Annotated in this window: 7 protein-coding genes and 2 pseudogenes; 8 read left to right on the plus strand and 1 reads right to left on the minus strand. The window is 50.6% G+C overall.

Annotated elements, in window-relative coordinates; translation table 11 throughout:
- Position 1: 1 nt before the first annotated feature.
- Positions 2 to 3,115: a CHASE domain-containing protein gene (locus tag ACQ86O_RS22120; RefSeq protein WP_431222872.1), complete on the minus strand. Its 3,114-nt coding sequence runs from the start codon at positions 3,113 to 3,115 to the stop codon at positions 2 to 4.
- Between the two features lie 1,466 nt (positions 3,116 to 4,581).
- Between ACQ86O_RS22120 and ACQ86O_RS22125 the strand changes: the two genes are divergently transcribed.
- The 8 genes and pseudogenes from ACQ86O_RS22125 to tssK all read left to right on the plus strand — a co-directional run bounded on the left by ACQ86O_RS22125 (position 4,582) and on the right by tssK (position 13,321).
- Positions 4,582 to 6,531, plus strand: coding sequence for a type VI secretion system Vgr family protein (locus ACQ86O_RS22125; RefSeq protein WP_431222873.1), 1,950 nt, complete (start codon positions 4,582 to 4,584; stop codon positions 6,529 to 6,531).
- 284 nt (positions 6,532 to 6,815) lie between these two features.
- Positions 6,816 to 7,583 (plus strand): annotated as a pseudogene (locus ACQ86O_RS22130) (DUF2169 family type VI secretion system accessory protein); the annotation flags it as partial.
- A 200-nt stretch (positions 7,584 to 7,783) separates the two neighbouring features.
- Complete coding sequence (locus ACQ86O_RS22135; protein ID WP_431222874.1) at positions 7,784 to 9,217, plus strand: pentapeptide repeat-containing protein; 1,434 nt, start codon at positions 7,784 to 7,786, stop codon at positions 9,215 to 9,217.
- Positions 9,217 to 10,284, plus strand: a complete 1,068-nt coding sequence (locus ACQ86O_RS22140) for a pentapeptide repeat-containing protein (RefSeq protein ID WP_431222875.1) — start codon at positions 9,217 to 9,219, stop codon at positions 10,282 to 10,284. The genes ACQ86O_RS22135 and ACQ86O_RS22140 overlap by 1 nt, the downstream gene beginning before the upstream one ends.
- A 23-nt stretch (positions 10,285 to 10,307) precedes the next feature.
- Positions 10,308 to 10,946 (plus strand): DUF3540 domain-containing protein, encoded by a 639-nt coding sequence (locus tag ACQ86O_RS22145; protein WP_431222876.1) that lies wholly within the window; start codon positions 10,308 to 10,310, stop codon positions 10,944 to 10,946.
- Between the two features lie 28 nt (positions 10,947 to 10,974).
- Positions 10,975 to 11,364 (plus strand): DUF4150 domain-containing protein, encoded by a 390-nt coding sequence (locus ACQ86O_RS22150; RefSeq protein ID WP_431222877.1) that lies wholly within the window; start codon positions 10,975 to 10,977, stop codon positions 11,362 to 11,364.
- 24 nt (positions 11,365 to 11,388) lie between these two features.
- Positions 11,389 to 11,952 carry a type VI secretion system lipoprotein TssJ gene (gene tssJ, locus ACQ86O_RS22155; protein ID WP_431222878.1) on the plus strand — a complete coding sequence of 188 codons (564 nt, stop codon included), beginning with the start codon at positions 11,389 to 11,391 and terminating at the stop codon, positions 11,950 to 11,952.
- 33 nt (positions 11,953 to 11,985) lie between these two features.
- Positions 11,986 to 13,321: pseudogene (gene tssK, locus ACQ86O_RS22160) on the plus strand (type VI secretion system baseplate subunit TssK).
- The last annotated feature ends 8 nt before the right edge of the window (positions 13,322 to 13,329 follow it).

Here is a 13,329-nt window from a genome sequence, read left to right on the forward strand (position 1 = left end):
ATCAGGTCACAGGCAATCGGGTTATCGTCAACGACCAATACGCGTAAATGGGTAAGGATCTGAGTCTTGGTTGCCCATGAATCAGAATCCTGCTGTTGGGAAGGCTGCAGGGAAGGAATGGGCAGCGTGAGGGTGAAATGGAACAGGCTGCCCTGCCCCGGCTGGCTTTCCAGCTCCAGTGTCCCCCCATCATGGAGACAAACCGCTGGCTGATGACCAAGCCCAGCCCGGTTCCACCAAAACGCCGGGTAATCGAAGTCTCAGCCTGGGTAAAACCGCTGAAAATGCGTTCTTGATGCTCTGGGGCGATGCCGATCCCGGTATCATGAACCCCAAAATGTAAGGTCACTTCATGGCGGGTCTGCGACACCACCTTGATAAACAGTATCACTTCACCTTGCTCGGTAAACTTTAAGGCATTGCCCCCCAGATTGATTAATATCTGCTGCAACCGCATGCTGTCGCCTTCCACAAAAGCAGGGAGCTGCGAGTCAATATCAAACAGCACTTCGACATTTTTAACCTTCAGGTTACTGGATAAAATAACCGACAAGTCCCTCAGCATGGCATGTATATCAAAGGGAATCGACTCCAGGACCATCTTGCCGGACTCCACCTTGGAGAAATCCAAAATATCATTGAGCAGGCGCAGCAAGGTACGCGCAGCGGCTTCACTCTTTATCGCATAATCGGCCTGTTTGTTGGTCAGCCCGGTTTTCCTTAATAAGGTCATCATGCCCAGAACGGCATTCATCGGGGTGCGCAACTCATGACTCATGGTCGCCAAGAAGGCCGACTTGGCACTGTTGGCCTCTTCCGCTGCCTGCCTGGCCGCACGCAGCGTGTTTTCATCCTCCCGCTGCTGGGTGATATCGCGGTTTATCCCCATCATCAACACCGGTTGGCCATTTTTATCCCGTTCAATCATTCCGGTTGATTGAATAAATCGTATTTGATTATTGATAATCACCCGGAAATTCTGGCGGTAGACACCGTCACTTTCTAATACGCGATTAATGGCTTGTTCTACGTCCTGGCGGTCTTCCGGGTGCAATAAATTAAACCAGTAGCTCTGGGGGATAGGCGTATTACGTAACTGCACAGGCAAGGCGTAGATGTCATTCATGCGTTCGTCAAAAGAAAGGCTGCCATCAAGCAGGTTCCAGGACCATATCCCCAACTCTGCCACATCTGCGGCTCTCACCAGTTGGTTGCGGGCGATGAGCAGGCTGGCCTGCTGGTTTTTACTGGCGGTAATATTGATTTGAATTGCAATAAATCGCTCAATCGCGCCCGCACTGTTTTTAAACGGGGCAATCGTGGTGTCAACCCAATAAATTTCACCGGCCTTGGTCTTATTGCAGATCTCTCCCCGCCAGGGGATACCATGGGCAATATCACGCCACATCGCTTGCCAGAACTCCGCCGGATGAGTGTGGGTATCCAACAGGTGATAGTTTTTCCCAATCAATTCCTCCCGGGAGTAACCACTGACCGCACAGAACGCGTCATTGACCTCCGTGATCAGCCCATTCCTGTCTGCCGAGGATATGATGCCATGCAAATTGAGCGTGCTCAGCAGGGCCTCATTCTCTCGCAGAGTGCTTTCCAGGCGCTGGTAAGTCGCTTTACGCTCAGTAATATCTGACTCAATCGCCATAAAGCCAATGGCTTCATTCCGATCGTTGTAGCGAGGCTGGACCTCTAGCTCAATCCAATATTCCCGGCCAGACTTGGCACGATTGATTATTTCACCCTTGAATGGCTGGCCAGCATGCAGGGCAGTCTTCATGGCTGCAGCAACCTGTTCATCGCTATTGGCACACTGCAATAAGGCCCCCGGCGATTTGCCAAGCACTTCGTTTTTACTGTAACCCGTAATGCGCTCGAACCCTTCATTAACCCAGATAATAAGGCGGTTTACATCGGTGATAATCACCGCATTCGACGTATTTTTAGCCACCAGCGCCAGGCGCTCGAGATCTGCCGTCATGCTACGCGCCAATAATTCGGCACGATACCGCCCGTTGATCTGCTGGCGAAGCAACAACGCCAACACCGCACTGAGCAAACTGCCAAAGGCGAACAATAACCAAGGGGCATAACGATTGGTCAAGGCTTCAAAAGTAGCGGTACTGCTGACACGCAGTGTCATATCACGACCGGGTAGGTGCAATGTGCTGACATTGCGAAAAACTCGCGTATTTATTACGTGATCGCTATGCTGCGTTATTGACAAAGAATCTGTATCTTTTTTATCGTCGGCATCAAATATCAACCGATTTGCGGACAGCGTATCGGTACCGTCAAACAGTTCAATATCCACCCGGCCATTGGTAAATTCCGGAATATTACTCAGCAGATCGGCAATGACCAGAGGCGAATAAAGCAACCCAACTAATGAAGCTTTACGCTGCTCAGGGGTAGCAGGATTGACCCCAGCACGATATACCGGGACAAACAACAGCATACCTGGGATTTTACGCGCTTCCTGCACCAAGCCGATGGTTCCCGACAAGGTGGCTTTGCCACTATTGATCGCGGCCAGAGCGGACTCACGCCGGACTGATTCCGAGCCAATATCAAGCCCTTGGACACCTCTATTATTCTGCTCAGGCTCAATATATTTAATGATAAAGAAATCATCATAATGAGTATCTTTAAGCTGGCGGATAGCAAAATCAGGGGCTCCATCTGCCCTGACCGCCTTAAGAAACTCATCCAGATGATTGCGCTCTACCCGTTGAATGAAGCCAAATCCCCGCACACCTGGGAAATCAACCGCCAAATCTCGTGAGGCAACATAGGCGCGGAACTGTTCCCGATTCAGATAATCATTCGTGGCATAAGCCCCTTTGGCTCCGTTCAGGCCATTGACCGGCTGGGAAAAGCGCCTGGTGATCTCACCGGAAACCCGTTCAACATCCCGCTGAAACTCGGCTTTGGCATTAGTCTCAATCTCATTATAAAGCCGCCAGGCCCCAACCCCCGAAAAGACGACCCCGACGATAAACAATAATGACGGCAACAGATTAGCCTGTTGTAACCTGTGTTTACTCCAAGAAAACTCTTCTTTTTTAACCGGAAAGCTCTTGTCGGATTGTCGCGTCGCCATGGGCATCACTTTTTTGATATACGATTACATCAAGCTTAGCCGTAATCCTTGGTAATTCAAGCAGATGCATCAGGCTTGGCGTTGGGTTATCTCTATGAATATTAGGCGTTTAATCTGTTGAGGGTGGGGGAAGTGGGAGGCAGGATTTATTTGAAGAGGGCTGGATATTCCGGTGTTGTCACAGAGCCCGACCGGTGGTGATCGATTAAGGCCACTCCTGAAGTCCTGCAGCATTTTTTAGAAGGCGGTTTTTCAGTGACCACCATCGAACTCTGTCTCACCCCGCGATCATGACTGGTTCAGGTTGTAATGAAGGTAAGACTGACGTCACGGCCCGGAGCCGGCAAGCTACGCAATTATCGATAAGTTGCAATTGCCCCCTTAATATGCTGACAAGCTTTAATCTGCTTTCTATCTATCATTGAAAATATTATCTAAGCTTATACTCATAAACTGTAGAAATAATCTAATAGCATCAACGATTCAAAAGCCCATTGCTCACAATTAAAATAACCCCCTATTATGTTATGCAAATCACATTTTTAAGTTTTATTTAATTCATCATTATCCACAAGAAAAAACCCCAAAAGATGCCCTAACAATATTAATCTCAACTGCAATTATTTGTTTTGAACAATCTGCATCGCCTCTCGCTATCACGCAACAGGGTTTATGGAAATGACATCGCTATTTCAAACAGATAGATAACATCGCACCACTATTTTACCCAGCGCGGGTTAACGCCGTTGGGCAAGATAAAAACCGCCCCACCCACCCGCGTTTTCAGCTCAAAAAAAACAAAGAAATTACCCACACTAAAAATAGGTAATTACTGATAAAAATCAGTGGGATCTTATCTTTAAGTAGAATAAATATTATTTACAGGCGTGCAAATCCATCAGATAAACTTAAAAAAACGTTGGTATAAAACCGTTTTTAAAATAAATAAATACCCTGCTTTAATCATTAAAATCAATGCATTATCAAAAAAAGACGAGAGATCATATTCATCAAAATCAATGTATTTTTGAAAAAGTTGCTGGCAATTCAAAATGGTGCAATTTCCCCGTCCGTAACCCTCTCGCCTTAGACCGGTAATTCCAGTTATTCATTAATCTATACAAACTTATAGGTTTGTCATGGCACGGCCTGATTGCCAACGGGGTAAACGACATGCTGGGTAAAAAATGAAGAGTTGCACCTGCGGCAGGAAGTATTTACAAGCAAGGGCGAAGCGGCCAATGATTAAGAAAAAGCTCGCACAGGATAAGACGAGTCTTAAATTAAAAGCAATTCTCACATAACCAGTTTTAGTTATCTAAATTTGACAGTCAGAATAAAACCCGTTAGTAATAATAGGCATTGAATTAAACAAGAAACATCCTGGCTTAAAAAGATTCAGAATTTGAATATGTAGCGACACTACTATACTGGAATAATATTTTAATCAGTGTATGGATACCAAAATGCTAAATTCAAACCGCCTTTTCGTTGCACAACAGATTACCGATATCACTGAACCCCTTCTCTTTCATACATTGACGGGAGAAGAACGTCTCTCTGAGATATATGAACTCGATGTCGGGCTACTCTGTCCAAAGAATACCCTTGACCTAAAGTCACAGCTAGGTAAGTCGTTTACCGTTACCATTGATGATAACTCGGCACCGACGCGTTATCTGAATGGGAATATCACCGGCATGACGCTGGCTGGCCGTGAAGAATCAGAAGACAGATACTATCTCTACCATGTCACGCTGCGCCCTACGCTTTGGTATTTGACGCAAAATCAGGATTGCCGGATATTTCAGGAACAAAGCGTTCCAGAAATTATTCTCAACCTATTGAATGAATACAAAATCAAGGTTGATAATCGGTTGACTTATAATTACCGATCATGGGGTTACTGCGTCCAATATCAGGAAAGCGATTACGATTTTATTTGTCGCCTGATGGAACATGAAGGGATCTATTTCTACTTCACCCACCAGGCCGATGGGCATACTCTCATATTGGCCGATTCCCCCGAACGCCATGACGCGCTGGCCGGCTACAGCAATATCGTTTATCGCCTGACAGAAGGGGGATTGACCGAGAACGACGCCACGATTTATCAATGGAACGTTTCCGATATCATCACGCCGAGTCTGTACAGCATGGATGATTATGATTTCCGCAAGCCCCGCGCCAATCTGCTGGAAAACCGCCGTAATCCATTGTCCTATGCCAAAGAAAAATCAGAAATTTTTGACTGGCCAGGTTGCTATACCGACCAGAGCCACGGGCAGTTTTATGCCCGGGTTCGGCAGCAGGAGTTTGAAGCCAATCATGAAATCATTAAAGGGCGAGCCTCCTCATTAGGCCTGGCACCGGGATTTCGGTTTATGCTGGATAATGCCCCAAGGCTGGAAGATAGCCGCGAATACATGACCATCGCCGCACGCTATTTCTTCAAGGAAAACAGCTACTCCAGTAACGACCAAGACAGTGCCGAGCATTATACCGATTTTGTGGTACTGCCCTGCGCGACCCAATGGCGCCCTAAACGGAACACCGCATGGCCTAAAACGCACGGCCCGCAAACCGCAGAAGTGGTTGGCCCAATCGGAGAAAGCATCTGGACCGACAATTATGGCCGGGTAAAGCTCAAATTCCGTTGGGATCGTTACAGCAAAGGCGATGAAACCAGTTCCTGCTGGGTCAGAGTTTCCAGCAACTGGGCGGGCTGGCAATACGGCGGGGTACAAATCCCCAGAATCGGGGAAGAAGTGGTCGTCGATTTTGTTAATGGCGACCCAGACAGGCCGCTGATCACTGGCCGTGTCTATAACGAAGACAATATGCCACCTTGGGATTTGCCCGCTAACGCCACCCGTATGGGGATCATGAGCCGTTCTAAGGATGGCAGCATCGCCAATGCCAACAGCCTGTTTATGGAGGATTCGCCCGGTATAGAAAGTTTTGCCATGCACGCCGAAAAAGATATGGATGTTTCGGTGGAAAACAATCTTAACCTGCTGGTTGAAGGCGCCTCTGCATCAATGGTGAGGGGCAATGTGGTTGAAACCTATGGCAGCAATCTTTCAACCACCGTGGCACAGACCATTACGACCATCGCGCCAACCATTATCATTCAGCCGACCACCAACACGATTTCCATCACGCCAGACAGCCTGGAGGCCGCGTTATTAAAAGTCTTTGCTGCCGGGTTGAGGGTTCAGGCTATTGGTGCCGATATTCGAGTACGCGGGGCGCATATTGACTCAACCCAGTTTGAGGCCAAAGTGAATCCGGTCTACCTGGGTGTGACGAGTGCCAAGATATTAGCGGATGACACCGTACTGAAAATATTCAAGCAACAGATCAATATGGGCAAGCTGGAATTAAACGCTAAAGATTTAGTGGTTTATCTATAAAGATACAAGGGAAACCATGCCTGTCATGCAGCAAATGTAGCCAGCAACGCCGGTTACCCTGGGTTATTGAATTAAACAGCAATCGCCCAGGCATGATGCTTATGGGTTAATGGATTAACTCCTCGGCAAATTTGTCTGAGGCGGCTTTTATTTGGAAGGCGACTAGCGATGAAAATAATTAAGCCCTTGCGTCTTGGTATTATTAATCGTCCTTATTATCATCGGAGCGAACCCTATTTAGGCATTGCCGTTCTGGCATTGGTTGATATGGGGGAGAACCCCTGCTGCGCCCTGAGCCAGAATTGTGGCAGTTGGCGCAAAGCGAGTTATCTTGCTGCGGGGGGATTATCGATCTCGCCTATCCCAAACATTTCGCAGAGTTTCTGGCCGTCGGCCATGCCTATCCGCATACCAACCTGGCGGAAAACGTTTGCCGCGTCAGCATCCGGCTGGGCGAAAAGCACAAATCATTGATCGTTTCTGGTGACCGGGAATGGCAAGGCGCAACGGCCACCTCCCCGCGCCCATTTGAATCCATGCCGGTAGATTGGTCCCGCAGCTATGGAGGCCCACAAACACCGGATAACCCACTCGGAATTGGCGCGGCAAAGGCACAGGGCAATGGGGCGGCACAGCGTTTACCCAATATCGAATCACCCGCAGAGCCGGTAACCTCCCCCACCCAACCGGTGGCCCCAGCCAGCTTCGCCGCCATCGATTTTACCTGGCCAGCCAGACAGGCTTTTATTGGCACCCAGTACGATGAAGAATGGGTAAAACAAGGCATGCTGGGCTTTGCCGATGATGCCGATCCCCGCTTGTTTAACATGGCCCCTCTGGATCAGCAATGGCCGGAGCTTGCTACCCTGCCGCACGCTTTGGCTTATCAGATTGAAAATATGCACCCCCGGCAACCGCTGCTGGCGGGCACGCTACCCTCATGGAACGCACGTTGTTTTGCTCACCATACGGAAAACGGGGAAGAGGTCTTCTCAGCGATTGAGCTGCGGCAAACTACCGTCTGGTTCCTGCCCCATCTGGAGAAAATGATCCTGGTCTATCACGGGGAGATGCCGCTGGAAGAGGATGACGCCCACAATATCCATATGTTGATGCCCGCGCTGGAAGCTCAACACCAACCGCGTTCGTTAAACCATTACCGGGATGTGTGGATCAAGCGTAGCGATAAAGAAGAAGGCGCGGCCTATGCTTTTCAGGAGAGTGACCTGTTACCGCAGGAGGCTATCGGCCCGTGGATAGATACCGGGATATCCCCCCGGAGGCTGGCCCTTTACAGCAAAATCTCGACGCACGTAAGCAGGCTTTATATCAGCAGACCGATCAGCGCCTGCAAGAGGTGGATGCTCAACTGCCCGCAGAGGTGAAAGAGGCCACTGAGATTGAACACCCGACGCTTGCGCAGTTGCCGGTATTTATGGCGCAGTTGAAGGAACGGGCCCGCAAGGCAGAAGAAGAGGCCATGTTGCAGGCAAAACAGCGTCTGCCCGATACGCAGGCTTACGACGCGCAGCGCCCAACCGGGCCGGAATCCTTTTATAAAATTCGTGACGCCATACAGCAACAGCAAGGGCAATTGCATCCCGGGCAAGAAGAGAGTCTGTATCAACTCTATCGTCTGGGGGTGGCTGGCCAGAACCCTGCTCTGCGCCTGAGTGGTCAACCCAACGCCGAGTTGCGGGAATGGGTCATCGCCAAACTGGCGCAGGATCGTGATTTCAGCGGGTGTGACCTGACCGGGGCCGACCTTTCAGAGCTTGATTTCAGCGGTGCCAACCTGACCCGCACCATGATGGAGAGCGCTAATCTGAGCCTGACGATCCTGGATAACGCCACGTTGACGCAAACCCTGCTGGCACGCACCCAGATGAAACAGACCTCTCTGCGCCACGCCGTGCTCAATGAAGCGACACTGGCGTTGGCCAACTGCAGTGATTGTGATTTTACCGGTGCCGATCTGAACACCCTGGTGACGGAAGGAGCACAGTTTGAACGCTGTAACTTCAGACAGGCAACCCTGTCAAACCAGGTGTTCGACGATACGTCATTGACCGATTGTGACTTCAGCGCGGCTTCGCTGGATAACATTATCTTTAATGCGATTCCCCTGGAGAACCCCGATTTCTCTTCAGCAAAGATGTACAAAACCAGTTTTATCGACTGCCAACTGCATCAGGCCGTTTTTGCAGAGGCGGTACTTCAGCGCTGCTCCATGAACCATTGCCAGGCGGATGATATCGATTTCACCCGCGCCAATCTTGAAAACTGTGCCTTTGCCAGCGCAACCTCCCTGGAAAGAGCCAGTTTCAGCCATGCCAGGCTTCAACAATGCAACCTGCGATACGTTCCCCTGACCGAGGCCAATATGAGTTTTGCCATGCTGGAAGGATGCGACCTGTCAGGTGCAGGGTTGCAGTCGGCCAATCTGTATCGCCTCCAGGCGAGCAGTTCACTGTTTATCCGAACCAACCTGGAAAGGGCCAATCTCAGGCAGGCCAATCTGATCGGGTGCCGATTGCAGAAATCGCGTCTGATTGGCAGCGACTTAACCACGGCCAATCTGTTCCGTGCCGATATTTCACAGGCAGAAATGGATGACACCACCCTGATGCAGGATGCCTGGACCAAACAATTGAAGATTTACCCTTTGCATAAAGGAGTTGCGTGATGCTGGCTGCTGCGGAGTTACAACAGATGGTCAAACAAGGGGAGCTCATTGAAAATCTGGCGCTCCAGGGGATTAACCTGACGGCGTGCGATCTGGCCGGTGGCATCTTCAGGCAGGTTGATTTCCAGGAGGCCAATTTCACTGGTTGTAACCTGGAACATTGTCTGTTTATCGCTTGCTCTCTCTCGGCAACGGCATTTATTCAGGCCCGTTTGCAGCATGCCAGCTTCAGTGAATGCGATTTACGCCACGCCGATTTCAGCAGCACCACCTTGCTTGGCCTGATGTTCAGCGAATGTAATCTGCAACATGCCAACTTCAGCCAAATGCAAAGCGACGCGCTTCAATTCAGCGGCTGTCGGCTGGAGCACAGCCGTTTTCAGCATGCGCAGCTCAATAAGAGCGTTATTTCCGGCTCCGCTCTGGATGAGTGCGACTTTACCGGTGCCAGCGTGTTGAAAACCACCTTTTACCAAGCCGATCTACGCCGGTACATACCCCGCGAAGCCTACTTCGAACAGGTTAACTTTTTTGAGTGCCAGCAGCAGGGGCTCGACTATCGCGGCTTGACGTTCGCTCAGTGCATGTTTACCCGCAATCAGTTGGACAACGTTAATTTTGCCTCTGCAATCCTGAACCGGTGCCTGTTTCATGGCGCCTCGTTGCATCAGGCCGACCTGACGGAGGTGCAGGCCGAACATGCCCAGTTTATCGATGCGGATCTCTCCGGTGCCGACTGTAGCGCCAGCCTGCTGAACCAATCGATGTGGGTCAATGCCTGCCTGTCATCCACCAATTTTGACCGTTGCCAACTGACACAGGCGTTATTTACCAAAAGCCAGGCGTCGGGCGCCCGGTTTACCGACGCCCAGCTTGCCTACGCCGATTTTTCGTATGCCGATATCAGCCACGCCCACTTCAACGGAGCCCGTTTTACTCAAACCCAGTTTCATCGCTCCGTCCAGCAGGAAACCCGCTGGGGCGATAAAACCGGCATGCTGGAGAACGATCTTGAGCTGTTAGCCGCCGAAAACTGGAACACAACCTCTCAACAGGACCGCCGCTAAGGCCTGCACAAGGAACTGACTCAATGAACACAGCAAGATCGTCACACGCGTTACCGGTCTATATGCCGCAACAGGCCAGCGGCCGGGTAGTGGATATCTTATCCGATGGCAGCATGGTGGTTGAAAGTGACGGCTCGGGCTGGCACTGCCGCCGGGCGGCCAGTTGCCTGTTAACCCCGCAAACCGGTGACAACGTGCTGTTGGCCCGTTCTGACGATGAAAAACTGTGGTTGCTGGCCGTGCTGGAACGGGCTTGCCCACAACATCCGGCACACATCAGCATTCAGGGCGATCTGAATATTTCCACGCTGGGCGGCTCACTGACCCTGAACAGCGAGCAGCAACTCGCTTTGCACAGCCACAGCCTGCAGGTGAAATCTACCCAGGGCGAATGTGCTATCGGGACACTGGAATACCGGGGTGACGAAGTCAAAGCCCAGATTGGGATTGGCCGCTGGATCGGCGAACGCTGCGAATCTGTCTGGCATACCGTAACCCATCTCAGCCAGATGATGTTCCGCCAGGTAAAACAGACCGAACACGTCCGCGCCGGGCAACTGGATTACCAGGCACAGGATTACCTGCGGCTGCATTCGCGTAATACGCTGATTACGGCACAAGAGATCGCCAAAATAGATTCCGAGCAGATCCACGTAGGTTGATACAGGCTCTATAAGAAGGAACTTAATCATGTTTGCAAACTGCCAATTGGGTGGACTGGACTTTGCCTTTCCTGATGTCTGCCTGACGCCACCGCTGCCATGCCCGATCCCCTACCCTAATTTCGCCTTTGGGATGACGGCACTGCCAAACGTGCTGCATATACTGTTTTCCGCCATGCCTGCGCACAATATGGGGACAATCATCCCCGTCACCACCGGTGATGAGGGGGGATCGTTGGGCGGTGTCTGTTCTGGAACCGTGAAGGGGCCTTCGCGGCATATCACCGGTGCAATCACATTTCTGATTGCCGGGTTACCCGCGACCCGTCTTTTTGATCTCACGCAGCAGAATTTAACCAACGCGATTGGGATGCGTATTTTACCCAGCCAGACCACGATTATTTTAATGTGCCCATAAACGGACTGTAAGGTGGAGGCAATAATGGAACGGGTATTTTATTTTTGGGCTCAACATAGCGCTAAAGTGTTATGTCTGCTTGTCATGACTCTGTTGCTTGCCGGTTGTATTAAAACGGCAATAAGCGAGCCCAAAACCGAGCCGGAGATAACCCGTTATAACATCACCGTCCTCGCTACCCGCGAAGTCAATATCAATGCCGAGGGCCAACCTGTTCCGTTAAAAATCAACGTATTTAATTTACGTTCGGATACCGGATTTATGAACGCTGACTATTTTGCCCTGCATAATAAAACCGCCGAAATATTAGGTAATAATTTATTGGGTAGCGAGCAACTGTTTTTACTGACAGGAGGGGAAGCGGTAAAAATCTCCGGAGAAAAAAACAGCGAGCGTTATTACGTGGGCATCACCGGGGAGTTTCAGGACCTGAATAACAAGACCTGGCGCATTATTATTCCCATCATCAGCCCGGAGAAGCCGCCATTTTATACCTTCTGGCGCCGTACGCCGCCCCAGCAGGAGATTAAAGTCATTGCCGACAAGCAAGGATTGCATATCGCTGATAAAGGCAACGAGAAAAAGTAAGCAACAGAAACTTTATTTCCAAGGACTGCGGTAATGAAAAAAGTACATAAAATTGTCTGGACGGAAGGCATGTTTCTGCGCCCTCACCATTTTCAGCAATCTGAAAATTATCTTGAGCACCATATTCGCTCATGGGGAATGACACAGCAGGAATATTTCTGGGGCTTTATCTCGGTTGATATTGATGAAAGCGCGTTGCGCCTGGGTAATATCGCATTGAATTCCGCCAGCGGTATTATGCCCGACGGCAGCTTTTTTCTTTCTACGGCGCAGAAGGGGCCCCTCACCCATTAAAGATTGCCGACGGGAAAAACACCACTAACGTCGTGCTTGCCTTACCGGTTCAGCGTGCAAATAGCCGTGAAGTGGCATTTACCGACACGCCGGATTCACTGGCACGTTATCTGGCTTATGACGCAGAAGTGGAAGATATGAACACCGTTTCCGTAGGGAGTGCCGAAATCCAGTTTGGCCAGATGCGCATGCAACTCCTGCCGGAAAGCGAACTCACCGCAGACTGGTGCGCAGTGGGCGTATTGCGGGTGCTGGAAAAAGGGGCTGACAATAGCCTGAAAATCGATGCCGGCTACATTCCGCCGACGCTCTCCAGCCAGGGAAATCCGCGGTTAAACACCTTTGTCACCGACATTCTCGGCCTTTTGCAGCAACGCAGCCAGCAATTGGGGCAACGCCTTGGCCAAAGTGGACGCGGGGGATCTCTGAAACCTCCGACTTCATGATGTTGCAGTTGATCAACCGCTACATCGGTATCACCCACCACATTCATCGCAGTAATCAGTCTCACCCGGAAAGGCTGTTTAGCGAGTGGCTGGCACTGGCCTGTGAATTAATGACGTTTTCCCCGGCACGCAGTGCGGGTGAAGCGTTACCGGTTTATGACCATGACGATCTGGCGACCTGCTTTGGCGCATTGATGAACGGGTTACGCCAAGGCCTGTCCATCGTCTTTGAAGAAAACGCCATACAGTTGCCACTGATCGAGCGTTCGCACGGCCTGAATATCGCCACCATCCCTTATGCCAACATGCTCAAGGAGTTCGGTTTTGTGATTGCCGTCAATGCGGATGTGCCGACCGATACCCTGCGCACCCACTTCCCGGCGCAGTTGAAGGTCGCTCCGGTCAACAGCATTCGCGATCTGGTTCAGTTGCAGTTACCCGGGATCGGCTTGCGCAGCATGCCTGTCGCGCCACGCCAGCTTCCTTACCATGCAGGATACACCTACTTTGAGCTGGAAAACGGTAGCGAGTTGTGGAAGAAGATGAGCCAATCAGGCGCTTTCGCACTTCATCTGGCCGGGGATTTCCCTGGATTGAATATGGAATTTTGGGCGATTCGTCATGCGTAACCCATCAG

It is taken from the genome of Serratia sp. L9, from assembly GCF_050632285.1.
Taxonomy (GTDB): domain Bacteria; phylum Pseudomonadota; class Gammaproteobacteria; order Enterobacterales; family Enterobacteriaceae; genus Chania.

Bases quoted from the DNA above. Each gene is read 5' to 3' on its own strand.
- ACQ86O_RS22120 (WP_431222872.1), bottom strand. From the start codon at position 3,115: ATGGCGACGCGACAATCCGACAAGAGCTTTCCGGTTAAAAAAGAAGAG.
- ACQ86O_RS22125 (WP_431222873.1), top strand. From the start codon at position 4,582: ATGCTAAATTCAAACCGCCTTTTCGTTGCACAACAGATTACCGATATC.
- ACQ86O_RS22140 (WP_431222875.1), top strand. From the start codon at position 9,217: ATGCTGGCTGCTGCGGAGTTACAACAGATGGTCAAACAAGGGGAGCTC.
- ACQ86O_RS22145 (WP_431222876.1), top strand. From the start codon at position 10,308: ATGAACACAGCAAGATCGTCACACGCGTTACCGGTCTATATGCCGCAA.
- ACQ86O_RS22150 (WP_431222877.1), top strand. From the start codon at position 10,975: ATGTTTGCAAACTGCCAATTGGGTGGACTGGACTTTGCCTTTCCTGAT.
- tssJ (WP_431222878.1), top strand. From the start codon at position 11,389: ATGGAACGGGTATTTTATTTTTGGGCTCAACATAGCGCTAAAGTGTTA.